Genomic DNA, 25367 nt, shown 5'->3' on the forward strand with positions numbered 1-25367 from the left:
GAGGCGATTCTAGTATGGAAACAAATCAAATTTTAGAAACGATACGAATGATTGAAGAAGAAAAATTGGATATCCGGACGATTACGATGGGGATTTCTTTGCTAGATTGTATGGACGGCGACGGCGAAGTGGCTCGAAAGAAAATCTATCAAAAAATCGTCACCAAAGCGCGTAATTTAGTTGCAGTTGGTGAAGCGATTGAATCTGAGTTTGGCATTCCAATTATTAATAAACGAATTTCTGTCACACCGATTGCGATTATCGCGGGATCGAGTGCTGATACTGACTACGTAGAATTTGCCAAAACGCTTGATGCCGCAGCAAAAGAAGTTGGCGTGAATTTTATTGGCGGCTATTCCGCACTCGTTCAAAAAGGTTACACGAAAGGCGACGAAATCCTGATTCGTTCGATTCCGCAAGCACTCGCACAAACGGAACGCGTATGCTCATCGGTCAATGTTGGCTCGACGCGAACTGGAATCAATATGGATGCTGTACGTCAAATGGGTGAGGTAATCAAGGAAACTGCGGACTTAACAGCAGATACACAAGGCCTAGGTTGCGCGAAACTCGTTGTATTTGCCAATGCAGTCGAGGATAATCCTTTTATGGCCGGGGCATTCCACGGTGTTGGTGAAGCGGATTGCGTTATCAATGTTGGTGTCAGCGGCCCAGGTGTGGTTAAACGTGCTATCGAAAAAGTAAAAGGTGAACCATTTGATATCGTTGCTGAAACAGTCAAACAAACAGCATTTAAAATCACTAGAATGGGTCAACTCGTTGGTCAAGTCGCTTCCGAAAAACTCGGCGTTCCTTTTGGAATTGTCGATTTATCACTTGCGCCAACTCCAGCGATTGGTGATTCGGTCGCGCACATTTTAGAAGAGATGGGACTAGAAATGGTTGGAACGCATGGCACGACAGCGGCACTCGCACTTTTAAATGATGCAGTGAAAAAAGGCGGGGTCATGGCTTGTGGACATGTCGGTGGTTTATCAGGCGCATTCATTCCTGTTTCTGAGGACGCGGGTATGATTGAAGCTGTGCAACAAGGAGCGCTCAACCTCGAAAAATTAGAAGCAATGACAGCAATTTGCTCGGTTGGTCTGGATATGATTGCCGTACCAGGTGACACAACCGCTGAAACACTAGCAGCAATGATTGCTGATGAGGCCGCGATTGGCGTAATAAATAATAAAACAACTGCTGTCCGAGTGATTCCGGCAAGCGGGACAAAAGTTGGCGACATGGTCGAATTCGGCGGATTGCTAGGAACAGCACCAGTAATGCCAGTAAACGGTAAATCTTCCGTTGACTTCATTGCCCGCGGTGGTCGAATTCCAGCACCAATCCATTCTTTTAAAAACTAACAAAAAGGGTTTCCTCCAAATTTGCGAGGAAACCTTTTATTATGTCGTTTTTCGTTCAACTAAATGAAAATCTAAATCGAGCAGTGGCAAATTGCTACCAAATAATTGATTCATAATGAGCGTAAAAGCATTTTCAGCCTGCAAATTTACTGGGTAGTGAATCGTTGTGATATCAAGCAAATGCGCGATTTCCATATTATCAAAACCACAAATCGCAAAATCTTCCGGAACACTATATCCAAGCCGTCTTGCTTCCGTCAAAAGCCCAGCCGCAAAATAATCATTCGGTGTCAAAAAGGCGTCAGGTTTATGCTCCGTTTCCGCAAACCAATGTGCAATCTTTTCCCCGTCTTGCCGAGAGCCTTGTCCATAAAACTGTCTAAACTCATGAGGATCAAGCTCATAACGTGCGCAAAAATCTTTAAAAGCAAGCATGCGACTTTGCGTATTGAGCCCAGTCGTATTGCCGTACACATTCACAAATTTCCGGTAGCCTTTTGCATACAAATGTTCTAGACCGAGCGTGTAGCCATCATATTGATTCATAAATACAGAAGGAATTTTTTCACTTTCGACGCGTTGCCAAGTGACAATCGGGCCGTATTTTGTATAATGCTCAATCGTTTTCCAATCATTCGACCGAATCACGAGAACGAGCGCATCGATTTGTTTTTGGCGCAGCATTTCAAGGGCTTCCAGTTCTTTATCTGGATCAATCCGCGTCATAAACAGCGTGACATTATAGCCATGCTCTTGCGCAATCATCGTAAAACTCTTTAAAAATACATTAAGTGAATCTGTAAAACTAGGAATGACCATGCCAATTAATTTGGTTGCACCTTTTTTTAGTGACACAGCATTTATATTCGGAACGTAATCTAACTTGTCAATAATTGTCTGGACACGTTTTCGCGTTTCATCACTTACATAGTCGCGCTTATTAATCACTCGGGAAACTGTTGCTGATGAAACACCCGCTAGTTTCGCGATTTCTTGTATATTTGCCAATTGCCAAACACCTCGGTTTCTCTTAGCTCTGTAATTAGTATACCAAAAAAGCCCGTCAAATAGCCAGTTTAGATAAATTTAAAATAAGTGCTTGACCTGTAATGCATTACATGAATTATGATGAACTAGAAGAAAAGAAAACGCTTTAAAATTCTAGGAGGTAAGTATATTATGAAAAAAGGTGTAAAAATCGTTACAATTGGTGGGGGTTCCAGTTACACACCAGAACTTGTTGAAGGATTTATTAAACGCTATCATGAACTTCCAATCAGAGAACTTTGGCTAGTAGATATTGAAGCTGGTCGTGAAAAATTAGAAATCGTTGGCAATATGGCAAAACGTATGGTCAAAGCAGCGAACATTGACTGCGAAGTACATTTAACACTCGACCGTCGTGAAGCTTTAAAAGATGCTGATTTTGTTACAACACAATTTCGTGTTGGTTTATTAGACGCTCGTATTAAAGATGAAAGAATTCCACTTAGCCACGGTATCATCGGTCAAGAAACAAATGGAGCAGGTGGGATGTTTAAAGCATTCCGTACGATTCCCGTTATTCTTGGTATTGTAGAAGATATGCGCGAACTTTGCCCAGATGCTTGGTTAATCAACTTTACAAACCCAGCAGGTATGGTAACAGAAGCCGTTCTTCGTTACGGCAACTGGGATAAAGTTATCGGTCTTTGTAACGTGCCAATCGGAGCTGTGAAAAGCGCATCCGACGTTTTAGAAAAACCAGAAGAAGATTTATTCTTCAAATTCGCAGGAATCAACCACTTGCACTGGCATCGCGTTTTTGACAAAGATGGTACTGAATTAACAGAAAAAGTTATCGATGGCCTTTACGCACCAGATGCTAACCCTGGAAAAGTCGTTGAAAACATTAAAAACATGCGCTTCTTATATGAACAAGTAAAACACCTAAAAATGCTTCCTTGTCCATATCACCGCTACTACTACATGACGGATGCAATGCTTGAAGAAGAACTGGCATCTTTCAAAAACGAAGGTACTCGCGGAGAAGTCGTGAAAAAACTAGAAGACAGCTTATTCGAATTATATAAAGATCCAAATCTTGATTACAAACCAGAAGAATTATCCAAACGCGGCGGCGCACACTACAGTGATGCAGCTTGTGAAATCATCAATTCTATTTACAACAACAAAGGTACAGTAATGGTAGTATCTACTCGTAATAATGGCGCAATTGATGATGTTCCTTATGATAGTGCAGTAGAAATCACAAGTGTTATTCGTGCGCACGGTGCGGAACCAATCAATTTCGGTAAATTCCCACCAGCACAACGCGGCTTACTACAAGTGATGAAATCCATGGAAGAATTGACTATCGAAGCAGCAGTAACAGGCGATTACGCAACTGCACTGCAAGCCTTCACTTCCAACCCACTCGTTCCAAGCGGCGACTTAGCAAAAACAATTCTAGATGAAATGCTAGAAGCACACAAAGAGTTCTTACCACAATTCGCTAAATAATTTGCAAGTGATCCCTTGAAAACAGGGATCACTTTTTTTATGAGTTGTTTTAGCGAGCATTTTTTCAAGTTTCCTGTAAAATAGAAAAAAGGAGGTGTGATTGATGCAAACAAATCTTGAAAGAATAAAAAAACACATCGAGAAACTAGATACTTTCACAGCAACTCCGGGTCAGGGGACAACGCGGCTTACATATAGCAAAGAAGACCTCGACGCGCGCAACTATTTAAAACAAGAAATGGCTAAAGTTGGTCTTACTGTTTCAGAAGATGCGATTGGGAATATTTACGGACGACTAGAAGGGGAAAGTCCAGATTTACCAGCAGTAATCGTCGGTTCTCATTTTGACTCTGTGCCAAATGGTGGTGCTTTTGACGGACCAGCTGGCGTCATTACCGGGCTTGAAGTAGCCAGTGTTTTCCACGAACAACAAATTAAACCACATTTTCCGCTTGAAATTATTGCGATGGTGGAAGAAGAAGGCTCTCGTTTTGGCGCAGGACTTCTTGCCTCACGAGCAATCACAGGCAAAGTCACAACAGAAATGCTACACGAAATGAAAGATATAGATGGCATTACAGCTGCGGATGCCATGGCGAAACTAGGATTTAACGCAAACCGAGTACATAGAGCCATTCGCACAAAAGAGTCCGTGAAAGCATTTATCGAACTGCATATCGAACAAGGCCCCATCCTCGAAAATGCCAGTGAAGACGTAGCGCTAGTCGATACAGTAGTCGGTTTAACACAAATCAAAGTAACCGTAAAAGGGCAAGCCGGCCATGCAGGCACAACCCCGATGCTTGACCGAAAAGATGCGCTAGTTTCCGCTGTCGAAATTTTAGGGCAATTGCCAGAACTCGCTATCCAAGAAGGTGGCGGAACTGTGCTAACAGTCGGCAAACTAAACGTCTATCCAAATGGCGCAAATGTTATTCCAGATAAAGTCATTTTCACCGTGGACATTCGCGCAAAAGACGAAATTCACGTCCAAAATACATTAGCAAAAACGAAAGAAATCATTCAAGCCACCGAAAAAAATGGTATTACTTGCGAAATAAAAGATATGATTTACCAACAACCAACCCATTTATCAAAAGAGATTCATCAAGCTCTAACCGAAAGTGCCGACCAATTGGGCTTTAAGTATCGAACAATGGTTAGCGGGGCCGGGCACGACGCGATGATTTTCGCTAGTTTAACCGAAGTGGGCTTGATTTTTGTTCCTAGCCACAACGGCATAAGTCATGCTCCAGAAGAATGGACCGATTACGACAAGCTACAAAAAGGAATTGAAGTCGTACTCAAGACAGTAAAAAAATGGACGGAGGAAAGCGCGAATGAATCAGAAAATAAAACAAATAGTTTTAAATAACGAAAGTGAAATGATTGCCTTCCGCCGTGATTTGCACATGCATCCCGAACTCCAATGGCAAGAATTTCGCACAACCGACCAAGTTGCCAAAGAATTAGACAAACTGGACATTCCTTACCGTCGCACGGAACCAACCGGATTAATCGCGGAACTCAAAGGCGGGAAATCAGGAAAAACAGTTGCCTTGCGTGCTGATATGGACGCACTCCCAGTCCAAGAACTAAATCAAGACCTCCCATATAAATCCACAGAAGACGGCAAAATGCACGCCTGTGGTCACGATGCTCATACAGCGATGCTAATAGCCGCGGCAAAAGCACTCGTAGAAATAAAAGACGAACTACCTGGAACAGTTCGCTTCATTTTTCAACCGTCAGAAGAAATTGCGGAGGGCGCCAAAGAAATGATTGCCCAAGGAGCGATGGAAGACGTGGACCACGTGTTTGGAATTCATATCTGGTCCCAAACTCCAAGTGGAAAGATATCGTGCGTAGTCGGCTCCACATTCGCCTCAGCAGATATTATTCAAATCGACTTCAAAGGTCAAGGTGGTCACGGAGCAATGCCGCATGATACAATCGACGCTGCCGTCATCGCTTCCTCGTTCATCATGAATCTCCAAGCCATAGTAGCTCGCGAAACAGACCCCCTTGACCCCGTTGTAGTTACTATTGGCAAAATGGATGTCGGCACTCGCTACAATGTCATCGCAGAAAATGCCCGTTTGGAAGGAACGCTTCGTTGCTTCAACAACACAACGCGCGCCAAAGTCGCAAAATCAATTGAACACTACGCCAAACAAACCGCCGCTATCTACGGTGGCACGGCAGAAATGATATACAAACAAGGCACACAACCAGTAATCAACGACGAAAAAAGCGCACTACTCGTCCAAGAAACAATCACAGAATCATTCGGCGAAGAGATGCTTTACTTTGAACGTCCAACCACGGGCGGCGAAGACTTCAGCTATTTTCAAGATGAAGCTCCCGGAAGTTTCGCACTCGTTGGCTGCGGCAATCCAGAAAAAGACACAGAATGGGCCCATCACCACGGTCGCTTTAATATTGATGAATGTGTTATGAAAAATGGCGCCGAGCTATATGCCCAATTTGCTTATAATTATTTAAATCAAAATTAACAAAAAAAGCCTCCAGCTAATTAAATTAACTGGAGGCTTTTTGCATACTATTGTTTTTCTACAACGTGTACGTCTTCGAAAGAACCATATTTTGTCCACCAAGGAACGGCACCTTCATCAAGCAATTTATCAAGAGAAGTAATGTTTTCTTTTCCTTGTGTACGAAGCCATTCACGTAAAGCGTCATCGCCTTGTTTACCATACACTTCAATACCATCAGCCCAAGTTGCACGACCACAAAGAACGCCGCTATACTGCACGTTATGTTGGTTCGCGAATTGGATTGTTTTATGGAACATTTCAGAAGTTACACCAGCACTTAGATAAATAAATGGAAGTGGGCTTAAGTCGGAACACTCTTCAAAATGACGAGCTGCCTCGTCTTGCGTATAAGCTACTTCACCTTCAGCAAAACCTTCCACATATTTAAAGTTAACTGGAACTTCAAGTTTAAGTACATCTACACCATAACGAGGTTTAGAGAATTCTTTAATAGAAGCTTTTACTTTTGCTGGTTTCAATTTAGCATATTCTAGAGAACCAGAATCAGTAACTGTTGCATCATAAGTAATTGGCTCTAAGAAAAATGGAATATCAACTGCGCGACATTCAGCACCAATTCTTTCTAAAAAGGCATATTTGATTTCATTAATTTCAGCAGGCTCATCTGGATCATAATAAACAAGAATTTTAACTGCATCTCCACCATTTTCTTTAATACGAAGTGCTGATAAATCTTCAATTAAATCAGGAAGTTTACCAGGAGTAGTTGCGTCATATCCTGTTTTTTCATAAGAAGTTAAAAGTCCGCTACCTTCGTGGCGAGCTTTGATTGCTGGAGTACCATATTCTAAATCAAGCAAAATTGCAGAAGCATAAGGAGTTAGTTCTTCAGAAACAAGTTGTTTGAAGTCCTCTACATCCTTTTTATTTTCTGTTCCTTTAGCTTGTTGGATCATTTTTTTGAGTGAGCCACGTTGGTCAATGGCAAGCGCTGCAATGACACCTTTATCGTTGGAGAGTCTTTGTAAACCATCAAATTTACCTTTTGTTATTTGTACCATTTTTATCTAGTCTCCTTTATAGCAATTTGTTGTTGCTTTAATCAATTTATCCTTCCTTATTATACCACTGAATAATTTTTTTAAAACATAGGTATATTTCCGCATTGATTTATCTGAAGTAATAAATTACGATGTATGTGGAGTGTTAGGTATTAATAGAAATTTGGGATAATTTCTACTAATACATTCTCTTTTGGGAAAGTCATTTAACGATAAGACTAGACCAGGAGTGATGAAATGAATCGACGCGAAAGACGTAAACACAAAAGACGCAAGAACATGATTATCGTGTTGAGTACTGTATTTCTAATGTTTATTGCCACTAGTTGGATGATATACGAATTCAAAAGTAAACAAGAGCAAACAGTATCCGCACCAACTAAGAAGAAAGCAGCAACTGCGACAAACCCATCGGAAAATGCAGCAACTAATGAGCCAGAAGAAACGAAAGAGCCTGAACCAGTAGAAGAAAAGCCAAAGGAAACAATTGTAAAAAATCAAGAAATTGATAACTATTTACAAAAAATTGGTTTTAGTGGTTCGGCACTTGTAGTTCGCGATGGAGAAACTATCATACAAAAAGGGTATATGTATGCAAATCGTGATGACAAAGTATTGAATACACCAGATACTTTGTTTTATATTGGATCTTCTCAAAAAGCAATCATAGCAACTGCACTTTTACAATTAGAAGAAAAAGGTAAAATAAACACGAATGATCCAATTTCGAAGTATATACCTGATTTTCCTAATGGTAATAAGATTTTAGTGAAGAACTTTATGAATCATACATCTGGTATTGTTGGACGACCAAACTTAACAAGTAATATGACACCGGATCAAATTGTTAAAGCTATTGAGAAGCGGGGAATTAAATCACAACCTGGGAAATGGGATTATATGGATGCTAATTATACTGTAGTGGGTTATCTTGTAGAAAAAATTAGTGGGCAACCTTTAGCCACATATCTTCAAGAAAATATATTTAACCCTGCAGGAATGAAGCATACAGGATACTATCAAAAAGATGTTGATGGGGGAAAAAACGTATCAACAGGCTATAAAATTGATGAAAATGGAGTCTTTCAAAGTCCAAAGCTTGCAGACTTAACGAAATTATATGGTGCAGGGGACATTAGTATGTCTACAACGGATATGTATTTGTTTGACAAAGCATTGATGGATAAAAAATTGATTTCTGAAGCAAGTTTGAAGAAAATGTTCACAAAAGGAAGCAAATCAACTTATGGAATGGGATTCTATGTGGATCCAGGGAGTTATAATAGTCACGGAGTTGTGACCGGATGGGACGTGTCTAATAGCTTTAGCCATACCGGAAGAACTTACGTTATATTATTCTCCAACGTCCAAAACTACATTGCTTCATTCGGAAAAGTGAATAATGATATTTATGGTTTCTTAAATAAATAATAAAAAACTCGATTCTGTTTGTAGAATCGAGTTTTTTTATTATTTACCAGTAATTTGTTTTACAGCATCTTCCATTTGATAAAGTTGAGCAGCGGCACTGTAGTCGCTCCATTTAGTATTATCCACTTTATACACTTGGTTTTTCTTCACGGCTGGAATATCTTTCCAAACACCTTTTAGCATTTCATCCACAGAATCCGTGTTGCCATCAGCTGGCATTAAGATGAAGAGACGATCTGCTCCAGCTGCATATTCAGGAATTGCTTCACTAGAAATAGCTTTTGTTTCTTTGTTTGCTTTAGCAGCGTCTGTTGGTGTGAAACCCGCGCCGGAGTATAAGCCGTCAAAGACTTTTGCATCGTGCACATAGATTTCTTTACCATAAAATTGAATTACTGCAGCTTTTTCGTTCGCAACACCAGCATTTTTGAGTGTTGCTTTTGCTTCTTTGGAGCTTGCCGCGTAATCTTTGTCCCATTTTTCTTTCTCTGCTTTTTTATTTAAGAGATTAGCAATGTTAGAAAGTTGTTTGTCCGGAGTATCACCAAAATGCGTGATATAAACAGGAGCCACTTTTTCCAAATTCTCTAAAAGATCTTTTTGGTAATCACTAATAATAATTAAGTCTGGTTTTAAATTAGCGATTTTTTCAATACTAGGTTTGTCATTACCAACACTTTCTGTCCCTTTTGTTGCATCAGGGTATGTAGTGATGTAATAATCAGTTGTACCAACAGGTTTAACGCCAAGAATTTCCATTTCGCTTACGTTTTGAAGTGCGACAATTCTTTTCGGCGTTGTTGGAACTTCTACTTTGCGGTCCGTTGTATCAGTGACCGTTTTTGTTGCGGATTCCTTTTCTTTGCTTGAGTCTTTATCCGAAGAACTGCCACAAGCGGTTAATACTACTGCTAAAAGCACAGTCATCAAAATAGCAGCCCATTTATGCTTTTGGTGCATTGTGTATTTCCTCCCTAATTGAAAATGATTTTCATTATCGTTACAAAAGTAATTATATCGAAAACAGGGAGGATTGACAAGGTGAAATATAACACAAAAAATTTTTATGTTTAAAATTGAATACTATCGCCAACCGTAATTGTTGGAAAAACTTCTGGAGAAACAACAATAGCTCCCGGTAAAACTTCATTTTGTCCTGAGCGGAAATAAACGGAAATATGACCAAGTTCTTCGAGGTTTTTGTTTGCGTCTGTGCCGACTTCTTCTATTGTATACACTTGTTCGCCAATTAGTAATGTGTTCCCTTTAGTAAGGGCGTTATTCGGTGCATCTTGGAATTCGTGAATAACCGATATTTCACGTAATTCATTAGTAGCTGTTGGTCCGAATAAAATAACAATTTTTTCTTCTTCAAAAGCGGGGACAAGTGGCCCGATTTCCATAATTTTACTTATAGTCATAGCAAATTCCTCCTAAAATTAATACATACCGATACTGAATACCCATGCGATAACAACGGCAAGGACACCAGTAATCATCCGGCTATAAAGAATGGCTGGAACGCCGAACTGAACCGTTTTTGGCTTAGCTTCTGCAAGAGAAAGTCCTACGGGGATAAAGTCACAACCAGCTTGAGCATTAATCGCAAATAGTGCTGGTAGGGCGTAAGTAACTGGAATCGCACCAATCGCAATTTGGGATCCGATTAAAACACCAATTACTTGAGCGATAACCGCCCCAGGTCCAAGAATCGGTGAAAGAAAAGGCAAACTACAAATAAACGCAATTAGTAACATTCCCCACAGTGATCCAGCAAGTGGAGAGAGTGTATTCGCAATTAATTTCCCAATCCCAGTGTAATTAATAATACCGATAATCATACTAATAAAAGCCATAAACGGAATAATGTTTTTAATGAGCATATCAACGGAATCACGCCCGGCTTGATAGAAAACGCCCATTGCCTTCCCGATACCGCGTGAAAATTTTACGAGAAAGCCTTCTTTTAATTCGCTTGCTTCTTTTTGGTCTTCTTTAATTTTGGCATAATCTTCTTTGAATTTCTCTCTGTCAAATGGTTTACCAGGCTCAGCGCTTATATCTCGAACTTCAATATCTTCAGGTTTGACGCCAGAAACAAAAATATCTTCTGTAATATGTTTTGCGAGTGGGCCTGATGGAGAAGAAGGAAGAACATCGACTGTTGGAATACGTTTCATCGGATAAACTCCAATTCGAGCAGTGCCACCACAATCAATAACAACACACATCATTTCTTCTTCAGGAATTGAATTTTTAAAGCCATCCACGGCTTCAGCTCCAGATAATTCAGCAATTCTCAGTGCTACGGGATGAATACCACCACCAGTAATAGAAACAACTTTTGTTCTCGGTTCGCTCGGAGTGATATCTAGTCCAACTCCCCAACCACCTTGACCTTTATTCACATGAATTGATTGATACATTTCATTTGCCTCCTTCTATTTCAGACTTTTTCTTTTCGCATTAAGAATTTCGTAATTGTTTCTGTAATCACACCACGCATTAATATAACCACGATGCCAGCTAGGAAGTAACGAACTGCAAGGCTTGACATACTATATCCAGCTTCAACCACACCATTAGCAATGCCTAGATAAACAAATAATTCACCAGCATTCGCATACGGAAATAATCCTGTGACTGGATGCAAAAACGATACAACGGAGTCATAAAAAGCTGGTTTCTGATGCTCTTTAACAAAACGACCGAATGTATAAGCCATTGGATTTGTTAGCATCAGTACGGATAAAACGGGCATTAAGGTATAACGCAAAATCATGTTCTTGGCTGAAAATTGGATTGCTCGGTTGACTCGTTCCTCCCCGATAAAGGCGATAATCGAGTAAGTAAAAGTTAAAAGGACAATTAAAAGAGGGACAATTCCTGTCATAAAACTCACAAACTGTTTGCCGCCAGCCTCAAATAGGCCGATAAAGTTTGTTCCAAACCATTCAATATAATTCACTAGGAAACACTCCTTTTTAGTTATTTAAAGCGCTTTCATACAACTGTTGACTGTTTTTATAATTGCTTTTTCTTGAATTGTATTCTTATTTTTACTGCTAAGTTCCGTTAATATTTCGGATAATTCTTTATGATGGTAGTTGGTGAAAGTCTTGAACTGGGCGAAAACTGTCTTTCCGGTTAAAATTTGGCATTCATGAACAATATGGTTTTCATTTACAACTATGATGGCTACAGCACTCGTGCGAAATTTTAGTCGTTCCATTTCAGAATAAAGATGATAACCGATTTTCCCAGCATATTTATTCGCAACTTTGTTCATATGATGTTGATAATACTTGACTTGGAAAAAGCCAAGACATGTCTGAGCAATGAAAATGAGGGAAGCAATAAGGACAATATTCATTTACTTTTCCTCCTTAGAGGGTGGGAAGACGAATCACTTCCCACCAAGTTGAATTTATTTACTAAATGTTTCATCCTGCAGTTTTCTAAGTTTCCAAACAGTAGTGGATTCATCTAATGAAACGTCTTCGTCATTAATAAATGTGCCAGCTTTGATATTTCTGCGGGCTACTACCTCACCGCTAATCAAGCCGATTGGAATATGACCATTCGTTGCCATATCGACGTGAGTTTCAAGTACACCGCGTACACAGAAACCGCCAATGCCATCTAATTTTTCACCTGTAGCTATGTCTTTTTTAGCAACTGCAACCGTTTCGGAAACTGGTGCGCCCATTGGAACAATAGCGTGATCGTGGTTCAACACAGCTTTTGCAATGGTTAGAGGTGTTTCAAGGCTTGCTAAGTGATAAGGACGATAAAGGATGTGATGATCGCGGTCGCCTTTTTTCATGAGGTAGCTAAGTTCGTGACTAACGCCTTCATTTTGTCCTTTGACGATAACGAATACGCCAGGTGCCAAACCGTCTACATATTCTACAACGCCAAATTTGTTTAAAATACCACCTTGGTCTTTTAAGTCTAGGTCTTTGATGACAGAATCAACATCACCAGAAATACCATGCATTCCAACAACGTCTGGTACATAGCCAATAGCATTAGAAAGTAAGTTCATTTCTGCCATTGTTTTAGTTCCATCTTGGAAAGCTGCTAGCATGTGAGACGCCATGTTTTTCCCGTCGGCTTCCACTTGGCAACTATCAGGGTTAGCGCTGATTTTAAGTTTATTATTTTTTCCTTTACCAGCGACAAGGACTTCCATACCCATTGATTTGGAAAATTCGTAAAGTTCAGTTATTGCAGCGGGTTCGTCGCCATCGGAGCCAGTATATACGAGGCCAGCGCTGTCATATAATTTTTTCATTAACGGTCCGATAGTAATATCAATTTCTACATTAAGTAAAACGAGTTGTTTTTTAGCAAGTAAAGTTTCTAAGGAAATTTTTGCGCCGACTTCTGGAACACCAGTAGCATCGACAACCACTTCTACAAGATCAGAATGAATAATTTCTTTAAAGTCATTAGATAATAGAATTTTTTCTTTTTTTGTAGCGGTGGCATTGTAAGCATCTGCGGCTTTTTGTGCTGCTTCTACATGAATATCGCTAATACCAACGACACTCATACCTGGAATTGCGGCGATTTGCGAAATCATACCGAACCCCATTTGACCAGCGCCGATAACACCAACGCGAATCGGATTATTTTCGTTCTCACGAGCAAGTAACTGTCTATATAAAGTCATTTCAAGTTCCTCCTAGTAATCGTTTTCATTTATTAAAACAAAACTCCGGATAAAGCTATTTTATCCTAATAAATGAATTTTGTAACATTTGTCACCATTAGTGACAAATGTCGTATTTCACAAATTAAATATAACACTTTAACATTTTTTCGTCAATGAAATATTAGCTTTTTTTATTTTTCGAGAAATAAAAAAAGCTCATTCCTTTGCGGGAGAGAGCTTTTGGGGGTTTTGTATTTTATAGTAAGGATTATTTTTTAGTCGTTTTTTTGAAGAATGTATTCGGCCATTCTATCAGTAATCACAATCACATCTATCAATCCGGCATTAAGAGCTGCCACTAATGCTTCTTTTTTTTGTAATCCGTTTGCAAGTGCGACGACGGTTGGGATGTTCTTCAACTCCTCTAGACTAAGACCGATGACATGGGTGTTAATCTCAGTTTTTGCTTCTTTTCCGTCTGCTGTGAAAAAGCGTGAATTAATATCACCGACAACATCTTTATAGCGTAGTTCTTCAATATCTTCAGAATTAATATAGCCGATTTCTTCCATTGTGCTGTGATTATAAGGGCTCGATACACCGACAATAGCCATATCAACCGTTTTTCCTTCTTCTAATACTTCGCTAATATATTTGTTTTTGGATAAATCGGTTTTCATTTCCGTATCTTCAACGAGCGCAGGCGCATATAAATATTTGGAGTGGCATTTCATTTTTTTCTTTAAATCATAACAAATTTGGTTGGAGTGCAGATCAATATCACTCGATCCCATTCCACCTATAAGCGGAATAATTGTTAAGTCTTTATGCGGGATGAATGGGAATTCATTAGCAAATTTGCGAATTGTTTTCCCCCATGAAATCCCGAGAGTTTTTACTTTAGCAATCCTTTTACTCAGTGTGTAGGCAGCTTCTTTAGCAAGGAAATTCAGTGCTTCTTCCTCAGACATATCGTGCGTTGCAACGACAATCGCTTCCTCTAGACCAAACTTTTCTTCTAATTTTTGTTCTAAATCTACCGTGTAGTAAGTTTCGTCTTTAATGAAGATTTCCACAATACCTAAGTCTTTTGCACGTTGTAAAGTTTTAGAAATAATGGATCTAGATATCCCGATTTTTTTGGCTATTTGTGCTTGGGTCCAGCCGTAGTGATAGTACCATGTAGCGATTTTCACCATATCTCTTTTTTCTTCCCATTTCATTCTACTTACCTCCATTTACATCATAATGGAACAAAAGTTATATGCTGTCACAAATGTTTTATGCTAATAGTATCATACAATTTGCTTTATGAAAAGTTAGGGTAGATAGGAGCATCGTTTTTGCCGGAAAAGGAGTAATTTTGAAATGGCTAGTGTGCATACTATTTATTTGTGACAAAAAAACAAACAAATTTTATTCTTATTTACGAGGAATTCACCAAACTTTTTTAGAATTATTCTAGAAGAAATATTATTATTCCATCTCTATGGAGAAAATCTGCCAAGCCGCACATGGTAACATAAGTTGAGTTCTCGCCCAACTTATATATCGCTTACTAAATTATTTTAGAAAAGGAGTGGGCTATAGTGGAAAAGTTATTTACATATAAAGAGTTTGTTGACATGATGCAAAAATATGGGATTAGACACACGAAACGCAAGCTAAGACGTGGCGAAAATTTAATGGAGAACGCTTCTAAATTTAGTAATGTTGTTTTACTAATAAATGGTTATATAAGCAGTTATACATATGAATCTCCAGAAAAACTCTTATCTATATTTGAACCAGGTATTTTTCTACGTTATTCCATTTTAGAAGATCAGCCAGAGTTTGTGACAAATATTGCTCTCTCAGATAACTGTGAAGTATACGAATATAAAAAAGAAGATATTGAATATGCATTAACATTATTTCCCGAAAATTTTGGTTTTCAATATTTCTTTCTAAAGAGAATCGGGCGGCATTTATATTATCGAGCATTACTTAACGGCAAAGAGCATAAAGAAAAACTATATTATGCCATGAAATATTTGGGAGAACTCATTGGTAAAACGGATGAAAACGGAAATGTTTCGTTGCCACCAGAAGTGACATTGAAAGTCTTAATTGAATACAGTACTTTATCCAAAGCAGCTTTTTATAGACAACGAATTCGCTTATTGGAGCAAGAAATTTTAAAACCGCATGAAAATACTTTTATTGTTCAAAAAAAAGTAGCAAGTCATTATGAAAACCAGCTAACTAGCATTTAAAAGGAGACATAAAAATAATGAAATTTAATTGGAAAGTAGTTCTGCTGTTTGTTTTAATTTTAGCATTTATTGTTCCGGTTTATTCGAAGGCTGTAGAAACAGGAAAAGAAGTACCTAAGAGTCCGGAACTACTAGATGATAAGTCATCTACGTTAAAAAATGTAAATACACCTAAAAATTTGAAGGCTAGCCCGCTAACAATTCCAGCAAATAGCACGATAGCAGATTTGTTTCCCGATGAAGGGATGGCAAAAACTGTCGCAAACCAGCTAGGACGAACAGAAAATAACAATTTTCAAACACCTACTAAAACGGATTGGAAAGTGGATGATGTTGTTACTGAGGTAGAGTTAAATAGAATGTGGTACTTAACTTCAGTTGCTACTATAGGAAGTATCGAAGGCATTCAATATCTACCTAATCTTTACGATGTACGGTTACAGTTTGATAAACAATGTAAGGATTTATCTCCTTTTTTAAAGGCACCAAATGGATACTCGCAGTTATATCGGTTAAATATTAATAATGGTAATATTTCAGATATTTCACCTCTTACTGAACTGAGTGCACCAACGCTTAACGATATAGACTTAGGAGGTAATAACATTTCTGATTTATCCCTTTTTCCAAAGCTGCCTAATAAATTCCCTAATTTAGAAGAAATATCTTTGGAAAGAAATAATATATCAGATGTTTCGCCACTTGCTAAATTTGCCAGTACTAAAATAAAGATATTTAATTTGGATGAGAATCATATTACTGATTTATCTAGTCTTACAAATAACAAAATGCCTAATTTACAGCGATTATATGTTCGATATCAAACATTAGATATGGAACCGGTAGTTACTTCTAGTAAGTATGAATTTTCTATACAGCCATCTATTTTCGGAACAACCAAGCCAGTTAAAATAACTGCTACTAAACCCAAAGCAACTATTGATCCTATTACTTCTAAAATTACATATTCAGCAGAAGAAATGGCTAAAAAACCGTTTTATTACTCTCCTTTGTTTCCAGGAGTTACCTATTCGTGGGACGAGAATTTTCCGTTAAATGGTAGCAATAGCCTAGTGGACTTCAGGGGTACGATTACTCAACCATTAACTTATATTGAACCACCACAAGTTGTGTCTTACAATTCAGGCCTTACTTATGAGATAGGTACATCACTTACGGAACAACAATTTCTAAACGATGTCAATTTGATAACAGATCAACCAACAACAATTACAAGCGATTTTGATGTGAAACTAAAGAATCTAAACACTGTAGGTATTTACTGGGTTGCTGTCAAAGCTTCTAATATTGAAGGAAATGCGGAGGCCAATATTATGGTAACGATTAAGTATAAGCCACCAGTCATAACTGCAGATGCAGAATACACCTATTTAGTAGGAGATAAAGTAAATGCTACTCAATTTCGAGCAGATGTAAATGCAACTTTGACAGGTGAAGGAACACTAAGAGATGACTTTATATATAAAGTAAGACTTAATACGGCGGGAGATTATGTTGTAACTCTTACTTCGCCTAAAAGTGGATACTATGAGCAAGATGCAATACCTGTTACAGTCATTGTTCACGTAAAAGAACTTTTGGAATTGCAAATCCCAGATGAATTTCGAATGGATATAGATGCAAATGCAGATTCCGTACCAATTTCAGATAAGAAACAAACACTTAAATGCTATGGTTCGTCTGGAAAGGCTGAGTTAGAGGTGATCGATAGACGAACTGTGCGGCAAGGCTGGACGATAACGGGTGCGATGACGCCATTTACCAATAGCGGCGGCGATATACTTCAAACTTCGCTAAAATATCAAAGCAAATCGCCTTCCAGCAGTCCGATTTATTTAAATACGACGAATCAACCTATCGAAAAGAAACAATCAGCTGTTACTGACCCGAAATATGATTCCACTGTTTTCAATCTGGAAGACAGTTTATCCATGGAAATTGAGCCAAATGATGCGCTAGTGAACGATTCCTATGAGTCGAAAATCACGTGGACACTAGAGGATGCGCCTCGACCATAATTGTCTATTTTGAACAAAAGGAGCTATCTAAATTGAAAAAAATGGGATTCATTTTGATTTGTTGTTTATTTGTGTGCGCGTCGCCATTTTATGTGAAAGCAAATACGGATAAAGCGACAAGTAAAGCGGGAGTGATTTTCACGCATGACCCCCGAAAACCAAAAACTGGAACAGATGACAGAAGCGGCACTTTTCCGACCAAAGTTCCTCCCAAAAGACTGCCGAAAACAGGAGATACAGCTGATTTTTATCTTGTTTTACTAGGGGTTGGTTTCATTTTAATCGCGAAAAAAGGCTATTTTAAGGAGGTGAGGGAAGAAATTCGGTGAAACTGCACGATAAAAAAAGGATATCAGAAAGAGGAGAATAATAATGACAAGTAGAACAGTAAAGGTAACAACAGCGAGTTTATTAGCATTAGGATTGATTGTGGCGCCAGTACTTTCTGGAGATTTTGCTTCAGCTGCCACTTCCGTAACGAAAGATTCCAAAGGGATTGTAAAATTTGATAAAAGCACCACGCCAGATCCAGATCCAGTAAATCCAGATCCAGTTGATCCAGACCCAGTTATTCCGGATCCAACTGATCCTCCTGTAGGTACAGACGGACTTTGGATTTTAGCCGTATCTGATTGGGATTTTGGTACGCATAACGTTTCTAGCTTATCTTCTGGTGCGTTAAATGTGCATGCAGCGGATGATACGATTTCTACTTATGTAGACGCAAATGGTAATGGACAACAAGATTTGCCAGGGGAAGTTTCTGTAACTAAGAAAGTAACTCCTTATGCGCAAATTAGTGATGTTCGTGGTACTAATACAGGTTGGACACTTTCCGTGACGGGTAGTGCTTTCAAAGATTCTTCTACACCAGCAAAAACGATTCCGGGTGCAGAGCTAACTATTCCCAAATCGACTGTTAGTTCAGCGACTTCTACCGCTCAAGCGCCAACTGGATATGATAGCGTAACAATTTCAATGACTGGCGGCGCAGCAGTTCCTGTAATGGCGGCTAAAGATATGCAAACAGCTACACCGACCAACTTTAACGATGACCAGGGGATGGGCACATGGACAGATAGCTTTGGTTCCCAAGCAGTGTCCGCAACAGATACTTCCAAACCAAAATTATCCATTCCGAAAAACGTCGTTGTCGCTGATGGAACTTATCAAAGTACATTAACTTGGACTTTAAGCGATACACCAGCAGTTTAACATTTTTAAGAGAAAACTTCATTTTTGGATGTTGTTTTCTCTTTTTACATTGAGCAATTAGGAGGAAAGAGACACTTGAAAAAAATATGCACTATCATCTTTGCTTGTATACTAGCTATTCTTTGTTTTCCAGGACAGCAGGCGTACGCAACAGAAAATAGTAGTTTTTCCGTAAAAGCAATTCTCCCTGACAATCAGGCATCTAGTGTGACCTATTTCGATTTGCAAATGAACCCCAAGCAGAAACAAACATTAAAAGTGGAAATTACTAACCATAGTAAAGAAGAAATCACCGTTAATTGCGTTGCCAATACAGCCGTTACCAATGAGATGGGCTACGTGGATTACTCCATACCAAACACGAAACCAGATAAAACGTTAAAATACCCCTTTGCAGATATAGTGAAGGAAAGTGTCTCTGAGGTTACACTTAAGCCAAACGAAACCAAAATTTGGACAGCGGCTATTCAAATGCCCGCTGAAAACTATCACGGCATTATATTAGGAGGATTACATTTTCAAGAAAAGAAAGAAGAGGATAAAGAAAAAGAGTCCAGCGAAAACGATGTCCAAATTAAAAATGAATACGCCTACGTCATTGGTGTCAAATTAACCGAAAAAACGACCGTCGTAAAGCCAGAATTAGAATTAAATCAAATTAAACCAGCGACCAGAAATTACCGAAATGTAGTCGAAATGAATTTGCAAAATACAAAAGCGACCTTAGTTGGTGGACTGGCCGTGGATGCAAAAATATATAAGAAAGGCAGCGAAAAAGTTTTACATGAATCAAAACGCACAGACTTATCAATGGCGCCAAATTCCAATTTTAATTATAGTGTAGATTGGGAAAATCAAGAGTTAAAACCAGGTAAATATAAAGTGCATTTAGTTGCTAAGAACAAAGAAGATAAATGGGAGTGGACAAAAGAATTCACTATCTCTTCTGATCAAGCAAAAAAAGCCAATAAAGCAGCTCTTGGACTGGAGAAAGACTACACGTGGATGTATATCGTAGGTGGAGTATTGCTTTTCATTCTTCTTATTATCACAACTTACTTTGTCGGCAAACGAGCAGCAAAGAAAAAACAGGAAAATGAAAAATAGCCTAACGAAAAAACAGCTTGAAAATGAGAAATTACCTCATTTTCAAGCTGTTTCAATTATTTTTCGATTTTTTCAGTTTCTACGACACGAAGTCCTTTGCGTTCTAAGTGAGAAACAATTTCATTTTTCTTCTCTTCCGTTACGCCAACTGGTAAGGAAACAAGTACGCGGCGAATGAAATCTTCCGTTTGATTGTCTAAAGTGATTAAACTTGAGATGCTCGAATAACGGTCGATAATTTTAGTGATTTTAGTTAAGGCCCCTTGAACTTCGCCAGTCGCAATCGTAAGAACATAGCTAGTCGTTTTCACATTCCAGCCATCTTGGAGCAAACCAAGTAATTTTCCGTGTGTTAAAATTCCATAAAAGTTACCTTGCTCATTTAAAACCGCAATATATGGAAGCTCTTTGATTGTAAAAAAGACTTCAAAGAAAGATGCATTGACGCAAATATGCTTCGTTGCATTTTTAATTAAGCTCATTACTGGGTCACTAAGACTACCACCGTTAGCTGCGTGTTTGTAAATATGCATTTTATAAATATTACCTAAGAATTTTTCACCTTTTTCGTCTAATACAGGAACACAGCGATAACCAGATTCTTCAAGTAAATGGATAGCCTCTTGTAAAGTTGCATCTCCAGGGACGGTTGTTAAATTTATTTTAGGGATACAAAGGTTTTTTATCAACATGTTCTTCACTCCATTCTTCTTCCCTTTCATTTTAACGTAAAGTAGGACTTTTGTATAGAAAATCACTGTTATCAGGTACGATAATTCGGAAAAAATGCGATTATTTACTTATATAAATGGAAACTTTTGGCATGAGGTTTAAATTTTCTAAAAAAAGTGTATTATTAACTATGCTATGTAAATTTATAAACAGAAAGAAGGACGTTAACATGCAAAAAGAAATGTTGAACTTTGATTATTATAACCCTACGCATATTATTTTTGGTAAAAACCGTTTTAATGAATTAAATGAAGTGATTCCGCAAGATAAAAAAGTATTGATTTTGTATGGTGGTGGAAGTGTAGAACGTTTTGGAACCTTAGATAAAGTAAAAGCAGCTCTTAAATCACGCGAAGTAGGCGAATTTGGTGGTATTGAAGCGAACCCTACATACGAAACATTAATTAAAGCTATCCAATTAGTCAAAGAAGAAAACTATGACTTTTTACTTGCAGTCGGTGGCGGGTCAGTAATTGACGGAACAAAATTCGTTGCAGCGGGAGCATTATTCGACGGGGAACCGATGGATATTTTCGGTAGTGGAATTGGCGAAAAACGTCCGATTACAAAGGCACTTCCTTTTGGGACAGTACTAACACTTCCTGCAACTGGTTCTGAAATGAATAGTGGTGGTGTAATCACTTTTGTGGAGAAGAAAGCGAAACTTGGCTTTGGTAGTGCTTATACTTATCCTGTTTTTTCTTTACTTGATCCAGAACTTACATACACACTTCCAAAACGTCAACTTGCAAATGGTATTATGGACGCATATGTGCACGTAATGGAACAATATATGACTTATCCAGTAGGTGCTTTGCTGCAAGATCGTTATGCTGAAAGCCTGCTACAAACTTTAATTGAAATTGGTCCAGATGTTATCAAAGAAGATAATTATGATTATAATACACGTGCTACTTTTATGTGGTCAGCTACAAATGCACTCAATGGAACCTTATCCAGAGGCGTTCCGCAAGACTGGGCAAGCCACAGTTTAGGTCACGAAATCACAGCGCTTTATGGAATTGACCATGCACGTACGTTAGCAATTGTTCTCCCGTCTCTTTTAGATGTTCGTCGCAGTGAAAAGCATGATAAATTAGTGCAATATGCGGAACGAGTGTGGGGAATTACGAGTGGTAGCGATGAAGAAAAAATAGATGCAGCGATCCTCAAAACACGAGAGTTCTTTGAAAGCTTAGGAGCAGGAACTAGATTTAGTGATTATGGGCTTGGCGAAGAAGTGGTAGACTTACTCGTTGATCAATTAGACCGACATGGTTTAACGAATATTTCAGAACGCGGTGACCAAACATTAGAAGTATCTCGTCAAATTTATACAAATGCTTTATAATGGATAACGAAACTTTTGCGCAAATCTTTAGAGAAGAAATTTGCTTACTTAAATAAAAATCAATAGAAAATGAAAGAGGGCGAAATTTCTTGAGTACCAATAAGGAAAAGACGTTTTTCGGGCATCCGCGTGGCCTTGCTACATTATTTAATACCGAATTTTGGGAGCGATTCTCCTATTACGGAATGCGCGCATTATTACTTTATTATATGTACACCGCAGTAGCAGACGGTGGACTTGGATTTAGCCAATCAACGGCAACAGCAATTATGTCTATTTATGGTTCATTAGTATTTATGTCAGGAGTCATTGGTGGCTGGTTTGCTGACCGTGTCTTGGGGGCGCGAAAGACCATTTTTTACGGTGGAGTCCTTATTATGGTGGGGCATATTGTACTAGCTTTACCAAATGGAGGAGCAGCGGCACTATTTGGTTCGATGGCATTTATTATTCTCGGAACTGGACTACTTAAACCGAATGTTTCTAATGTCGTTGGCGATTTATACCCAGCTGGCGATAATCGTCGTGATGCTGGTTTTAGTATCTTCTATATGGGGATTAACTTAGGTGCATTTATTGCTCCACCAATCGTTTCGGCTGTTTCTGATAACGCTGGAAGTTACCATGCTGGTTTTGGTGTGGCGGCGGTTGGTATGGCAATCGCACTCGTTGTTTATGTTCTTACAGGAAAACGTTACTTAAAAGATGCTGGCAAAAAAGCGCCGAATCCGCTTCAAAGGTCAGAAGCAAAAAGTCTTACATTCAAAATAATTGGCATTATTTTGGGCATAGGATTATTAATTGCTGTTTTAACGCTAATTACAGGTAGCTTAACAATTGATACGATTATCCTTGCTGTAACGGTGATGGGCGTTGGGGTTCCACTCGCTTACTTTATTATGATGATGACTAGCAAGAAAACCGAGGCGGACGAAAAATCACGATTAACTGCATACATACCGTTATTTTTAATCGCTGTACTATTTTGGATGATTGAAGAACAAGGCTCGTCCACATTGGCGCTTTTCGCGGCAGAAAGAACGGATTTATCTATTTGGGGTATGAACTTAAATCCGGCCAATTTCCAGTCGCTTAATCCAGTGTTTGTTATTACACTTTCGCCAATTTTTGCATGGATTTGGACGAAACTTGGTGATAGACAACCATCTACACCACGTAAATTTGCCCTTGGACTATTCTTCGCTGGTTTATCTTTCGTTGTTATGATGCTTCCAGGTATTTTACACGGAAACACGACAACACTTGTAAGCCCGCTTTGGTTAGTACTAAGTTTCTTCATCTGTATTTTTGGGGAAATGTTTATCTCACCAGTTGGTTTATCCGCGACTACGAAACTAGCACCAAAAGCTTTCGCATCTCAAACGATGAGCTTATGGTTCTTGTCAGATGCAATGGGACAATCATTTAACGCACAATTAACACAATTATTTAATGCTGACACAGAAATTGCTTATTTCGGAATTACTGGTTTTGTAGCAATTGCTTTTGCAATCGCATTATTCATTTTCGCGCCATTCTTGAAAAAATATATGAAGGGCGTTCATTAAAGGAATTAAGCGCACTTTCTCCTTATTTGGAGGAAGTGTTTTTTTGTGCTAGGAATAAATTAGTTTGCCATTAACTCCTAAGATTGCTACTATTAAAGGGAGAAGTGATAATTTAAAGGAGTGTATACATGGAATCATCAAGCAGGGTAGTTATTTATTTAACGCGACATGGAAAGACGATTTTAAACACACTTGATCGGGTACAAGGCTGGGCTGACTCGCCGTTAACCGAAGAAGGAGCACTTGTTGCGCATGATTTAGGTCGTGGTTTAAAAGGGACTAATTTTGTAGCCGCTTACGCAAGTGACCGAGGACGTGCCATCGAAACTGCACGAATTGTAATGAAAGAAAGCGATAACCATCATTTAAAATTGGAGAAATTAGCTGAAATGCGTGAATTTGGTTTCGGAAAATTTGAAGGGGAATATAATCAAGCCGTTTTAAAAATGGTTGCAAAGGCGCATGGTTTTGAATCTATTGAAAGCTATTATGATAAAACTTCTGAAAATAATTCCAATATTGTCATTGATACGGTGCACAAAATGGATGAGACTGGAATGACGGAAAACTCAGCTATTTTTGAAGAAAGGCTAACTGCTGGACTCGATACCATTCTTGCAGATGCCAAAAATCGTGGTGGTGGAGATGTCTTAGTTGTAGCGCATGGTATGGTTATTCATCGTATTATTGAAATGATTGATCCTAGTAAAAATTTACGAATTATCGAAAATGCCAGCGTGACAAAAGTTATTTTTGAAGATGGAGCATATTCGATTGAAGAACCTGGAAATATGCTTTATGTAGAAGCTGGAAAAAAGGCGCAAGGGGGAGTTTAAGTGGCAACGGGAAAACTGAATGTGTACTTAGTTAGGCACGGCAAAACGATGTTCAATACATCTCGTCGTGTGCAAGGATGGTCAGATACACCATTAACAAATGAAGGGATCGAAGTGGCAGAATTTTTAGGTCGGGGTCTTCGTGAAATTCCATTTGATGCTGTTTATACGAGTGATCGTGGAAGAACAATTGAAACAGCTGGTATCGTTTTACGCGAAAGCAACCAGGCGCATCTGGAAATTAATGAGCTGCGCGATTTCCGTGAATTTGGTTTCGGTAAGTTCGAAGGGGAATACGAAGATATTATGTTTGGAAGAGTAATGGAACACCTTGGTTTCCGGTCGATGGAAGAAGCTTTTGAAAAATTTGGCGATGATGGTTATCAAATTATCTCAGAAACTGTGGAAAAGATTGATGAAACTGGTATGTCTGAAAATTGGGATGAGATGGTTGCTAGATTAAAAAACGCTTTAGGTACAGTTAGTGCAGAAAATGAGGTGGAAAATGCCAACGTTTTAGTTGTTTCTCACGGAATGGCTATCAATACGATTATTTCTTTTTTTGATAAGTCATTAATTAATCCAGACTTAGCCAATGCAAGTGTTACAAGACTTGGTTTTGAAAATGGCGAATGGACAATTGAAACGGTGAATGATTTAAGTTACATTGAAGCAGGTAAATTAGTTTTAGTATAAAAAATCCAGAATGGCACTGAGGCCA

24 protein-coding genes are annotated in these 25367 nt (G+C 38.7%); 14 read left to right on the plus strand and 10 right to left on the minus strand.

The window, feature by feature from the left end; translation table 11 throughout:
- Nucleotides 1-14 precede the first annotated feature (14 nt).
- On the plus strand, nt 15-1370 hold the full coding sequence (locus tag CKV70_RS02730) for a PFL family protein (RefSeq protein ID WP_003721328.1): 1356 nt from the start codon (nt 15-17) through the stop codon (nt 1368-1370).
- 39 nt (nt 1371-1409) lie between these two features.
- Here the strand turns inward: CKV70_RS02730 and CKV70_RS02735 are convergent, their stop codons facing one another.
- On the minus strand, nt 1410-2378 hold the full coding sequence (locus tag CKV70_RS02735; protein WP_003721329.1) for a LacI family DNA-binding transcriptional regulator: 969 nt from the start codon (nt 2376-2378) through the stop codon (nt 1410-1412).
- A 171-nt stretch (nt 2379-2549) separates the two neighbouring features.
- Here CKV70_RS02735 and CKV70_RS02740 point away from each other — a divergent pair, with 171 nt between their 5' ends.
- The 3 genes from CKV70_RS02740 to CKV70_RS02750 all read left to right on the plus strand — a co-directional run bounded on the left by CKV70_RS02740 (nt 2550) and on the right by CKV70_RS02750 (nt 6388).
- Nucleotides 2550-3872: a 6-phospho-beta-glucosidase gene (locus CKV70_RS02740; RefSeq protein WP_003721330.1), complete on the plus strand. Its 1323-nt coding sequence runs from the start codon at nt 2550-2552 to the stop codon at nt 3870-3872.
- 103 nt (nt 3873-3975) lie between these two features.
- Nucleotides 3976-5247 carry a Zn-dependent hydrolase gene (locus CKV70_RS02745; protein ID WP_014600560.1) on the plus strand — a complete coding sequence of 424 codons (1272 nt, stop codon included), beginning with the start codon at nt 3976-3978 and terminating at the stop codon, nt 5245-5247.
- The gene (locus tag CKV70_RS02750; protein ID WP_014600561.1) at nt 5213-6388 is read left to right on the plus strand and encodes a M20 family metallopeptidase; all 1176 of its coding nucleotides are present in this window, start codon (nt 5213-5215) and stop codon (nt 6386-6388) included. The genes CKV70_RS02745 and CKV70_RS02750 overlap by 35 nt, the downstream gene beginning before the upstream one ends.
- A gap of 47 nt (nt 6389-6435) precedes the next feature.
- Here CKV70_RS02750 and CKV70_RS02755 read toward each other — a convergent pair whose 3' ends face one another.
- Nucleotides 6436-7452, minus strand: a complete 1017-nt coding sequence (locus CKV70_RS02755) for a tagatose-bisphosphate aldolase (RefSeq protein WP_003721333.1) — start codon at nt 7450-7452, stop codon at nt 6436-6438.
- 237 nt (nt 7453-7689) lie between these two features.
- Here CKV70_RS02755 and CKV70_RS02760 point away from each other — a divergent pair, with 237 nt between their 5' ends.
- Nucleotides 7690-8883, plus strand: coding sequence for a serine hydrolase domain-containing protein (locus tag CKV70_RS02760; RefSeq protein WP_003721334.1), 1194 nt, complete (start codon nt 7690-7692; stop codon nt 8881-8883).
- Nucleotides 8884-8922: 39 nt separating this feature from the next.
- On the opposite strand, the gene CKV70_RS02765 is transcribed toward CKV70_RS02760, so the two are convergent.
- The 7 genes from CKV70_RS02765 to CKV70_RS02795 form a co-directional block, all read right to left on the minus strand.
- Entirely contained in the window at nt 8923-9843 is a 921-nt protein-coding gene (locus tag CKV70_RS02765) for an ABC transporter substrate-binding protein (RefSeq protein ID WP_014600562.1), read from the minus strand.
- A 110-nt stretch (nt 9844-9953) separates the two neighbouring features.
- Nucleotides 9954-10304, minus strand: a complete 351-nt coding sequence (locus tag CKV70_RS02770) for a PTS glucitol/sorbitol transporter subunit IIA (protein ID WP_003721336.1) — start codon at nt 10302-10304, stop codon at nt 9954-9956.
- A gap of 18 nt (nt 10305-10322) precedes the next feature.
- Complete coding sequence (locus CKV70_RS02775; protein WP_003721337.1) at nt 10323-11309, minus strand: PTS glucitol/sorbitol transporter subunit IIB; 987 nt, start codon at nt 11307-11309, stop codon at nt 10323-10325.
- A 20-nt stretch (nt 11310-11329) separates the two neighbouring features.
- Nucleotides 11330-11851, minus strand: coding sequence for a PTS glucitol/sorbitol transporter subunit IIC (locus tag CKV70_RS02780; protein WP_003721338.1), 522 nt, complete (start codon nt 11849-11851; stop codon nt 11330-11332).
- 24 nt (nt 11852-11875) lie between these two features.
- Complete coding sequence (locus CKV70_RS02785; protein WP_014600563.1) at nt 11876-12256, minus strand: transcriptional regulator GutM; 381 nt, start codon at nt 12254-12256, stop codon at nt 11876-11878.
- Between the two features lie 54 nt (nt 12257-12310).
- Nucleotides 12311-13561, minus strand: a complete 1251-nt coding sequence (locus tag CKV70_RS02790; RefSeq protein ID WP_014600564.1) for an NAD(P)H-dependent oxidoreductase — start codon at nt 13559-13561, stop codon at nt 12311-12313.
- Between the two features lie 257 nt (nt 13562-13818).
- Nucleotides 13819-14766 carry a sugar-binding transcriptional regulator gene (locus CKV70_RS02795; protein ID WP_003721341.1) on the minus strand — a complete coding sequence of 316 codons (948 nt, stop codon included), beginning with the start codon at nt 14764-14766 and terminating at the stop codon, nt 13819-13821.
- Between the two features lie 366 nt (nt 14767-15132).
- On the opposite strand from CKV70_RS02795, the gene CKV70_RS02800 reads away from it, so the two are divergent.
- From CKV70_RS02800 to CKV70_RS02820, 5 genes are all read left to right on the plus strand, one after another.
- Entirely contained in the window at nt 15133-15798 is a 666-nt protein-coding gene (locus tag CKV70_RS02800; protein WP_003721342.1) for a Crp/Fnr family transcriptional regulator, read from the plus strand.
- Between the two features lie 17 nt (nt 15799-15815).
- The gene (locus tag CKV70_RS02805) at nt 15816-17837 is read left to right on the plus strand and encodes a lmo0549 family WxL domain-containing class 2 internalin (protein ID WP_014600565.1); all 2022 of its coding nucleotides are present in this window, start codon (nt 15816-15818) and stop codon (nt 17835-17837) included.
- 32 nt (nt 17838-17869) lie between these two features.
- Nucleotides 17870-18166 (plus strand): EF2685/EF0750 family sortase-dependent surface protein, encoded by a 297-nt coding sequence (locus tag CKV70_RS02810; protein ID WP_010989512.1) that lies wholly within the window; start codon nt 17870-17872, stop codon nt 18164-18166.
- 43 nt (nt 18167-18209) lie between these two features.
- The gene (locus tag CKV70_RS02815) at nt 18210-19052 is read left to right on the plus strand and encodes a WxL domain-containing protein (protein ID WP_003721345.1); all 843 of its coding nucleotides are present in this window, start codon (nt 18210-18212) and stop codon (nt 19050-19052) included.
- Between the two features lie 75 nt (nt 19053-19127).
- Nucleotides 19128-20159, plus strand: coding sequence for a WxLIP family cell surface protein (locus CKV70_RS02820; RefSeq protein WP_014600566.1), 1032 nt, complete (start codon nt 19128-19130; stop codon nt 20157-20159).
- Nucleotides 20160-20215: 56 nt separating this feature from the next.
- Here CKV70_RS02820 and cbpA read toward each other — a convergent pair whose 3' ends face one another.
- On the minus strand, nt 20216-20851 hold the full coding sequence (cbpA, locus tag CKV70_RS02825) for a cyclic di-AMP binding protein CbpA (RefSeq protein ID WP_003721347.1): 636 nt from the start codon (nt 20849-20851) through the stop codon (nt 20216-20218).
- A 209-nt stretch (nt 20852-21060) separates the two neighbouring features.
- Here cbpA and CKV70_RS02835 point away from each other — a divergent pair, with 209 nt between their 5' ends.
- The 4 genes from CKV70_RS02835 (at nt 21061) to CKV70_RS02850 (ending at nt 25342) form a co-directional block, all read left to right on the plus strand.
- Nucleotides 21061-22242 carry an iron-containing alcohol dehydrogenase gene (locus CKV70_RS02835; RefSeq protein ID WP_014600567.1) on the plus strand — a complete coding sequence of 394 codons (1182 nt, stop codon included), beginning with the start codon at nt 21061-21063 and terminating at the stop codon, nt 22240-22242.
- A gap of 89 nt (nt 22243-22331) precedes the next feature.
- Complete coding sequence (locus tag CKV70_RS02840) at nt 22332-23810, plus strand: peptide MFS transporter (RefSeq protein ID WP_014600568.1); 1479 nt, start codon at nt 22332-22334, stop codon at nt 23808-23810.
- Nucleotides 23811-23938: 128 nt separating this feature from the next.
- On the plus strand, nt 23939-24646 hold the full coding sequence (locus tag CKV70_RS02845) for a histidine phosphatase family protein (protein ID WP_003721350.1): 708 nt from the start codon (nt 23939-23941) through the stop codon (nt 24644-24646).
- On the plus strand, nt 24647-25342 hold the full coding sequence (locus CKV70_RS02850; RefSeq protein ID WP_003721351.1) for a histidine phosphatase family protein: 696 nt from the start codon (nt 24647-24649) through the stop codon (nt 25340-25342). It begins immediately after the preceding gene.
- Nucleotides 25343-25367 lie beyond the last annotated feature (25 nt).

Source organism: Listeria monocytogenes (assembly GCF_900187225.1).
Classification (GTDB): domain Bacteria; phylum Bacillota; class Bacilli; order Lactobacillales; family Listeriaceae; genus Listeria; species Listeria monocytogenes.

Bases quoted from the DNA above. Each gene is read 5' to 3' on its own strand.
- CKV70_RS02775 (WP_003721337.1), bottom strand. From the start codon at position 11,309: ATGTATCAATCAATTCATGTGAATAAAGGTCAAGGTGGTTGGGGAGTT.
- CKV70_RS02815 (WP_003721345.1), top strand. From the start codon at position 18,210: ATGACAAGTAGAACAGTAAAGGTAACAACAGCGAGTTTATTAGCATTA.
- CKV70_RS02795 (WP_003721341.1), bottom strand. From the start codon at position 14,766: ATGAAATGGGAAGAAAAAAGAGATATGGTGAAAATCGCTACATGGTAC.
- CKV70_RS02740 (WP_003721330.1), top strand. From the start codon at position 2,550: ATGAAAAAAGGTGTAAAAATCGTTACAATTGGTGGGGGTTCCAGTTAC.
- cbpA (WP_003721347.1), bottom strand. From the start codon at position 20,851: ATGTTGATAAAAAACCTTTGTATCCCTAAAATAAATTTAACAACCGTC.
- CKV70_RS02835 (WP_014600567.1), top strand. From the start codon at position 21,061: ATGCAAAAAGAAATGTTGAACTTTGATTATTATAACCCTACGCATATT.
- CKV70_RS02760 (WP_003721334.1), top strand. From the start codon at position 7,690: ATGAATCGACGCGAAAGACGTAAACACAAAAGACGCAAGAACATGATT.
- CKV70_RS02745 (WP_014600560.1), top strand. From the start codon at position 3,976: ATGCAAACAAATCTTGAAAGAATAAAAAAACACATCGAGAAACTAGAT.
- CKV70_RS02755 (WP_003721333.1), bottom strand. From the start codon at position 7,452: ATGGTACAAATAACAAAAGGTAAATTTGATGGTTTACAAAGACTCTCC.
- CKV70_RS02805 (WP_014600565.1), top strand. From the start codon at position 15,816: ATGAAATTTAATTGGAAAGTAGTTCTGCTGTTTGTTTTAATTTTAGCA.
- CKV70_RS02845 (WP_003721350.1), top strand. From the start codon at position 23,939: ATGGAATCATCAAGCAGGGTAGTTATTTATTTAACGCGACATGGAAAG.
- CKV70_RS02750 (WP_014600561.1), top strand. From the start codon at position 5,213: ATGAATCAGAAAATAAAACAAATAGTTTTAAATAACGAAAGTGAAATG.
- CKV70_RS02765 (WP_014600562.1), bottom strand. From the start codon at position 9,843: ATGCACCAAAAGCATAAATGGGCTGCTATTTTGATGACTGTGCTTTTA.
- CKV70_RS02730 (WP_003721328.1), top strand. From the start codon at position 15: ATGGAAACAAATCAAATTTTAGAAACGATACGAATGATTGAAGAAGAA.
- CKV70_RS02790 (WP_014600564.1), bottom strand. From the start codon at position 13,561: ATGACTTTATATAGACAGTTACTTGCTCGTGAGAACGAAAATAATCCG.
- CKV70_RS02770 (WP_003721336.1), bottom strand. From the start codon at position 10,304: ATGACTATAAGTAAAATTATGGAAATCGGGCCACTTGTCCCCGCTTTT.
- CKV70_RS02785 (WP_014600563.1), bottom strand. From the start codon at position 12,256: ATGAATATTGTCCTTATTGCTTCCCTCATTTTCATTGCTCAGACATGT.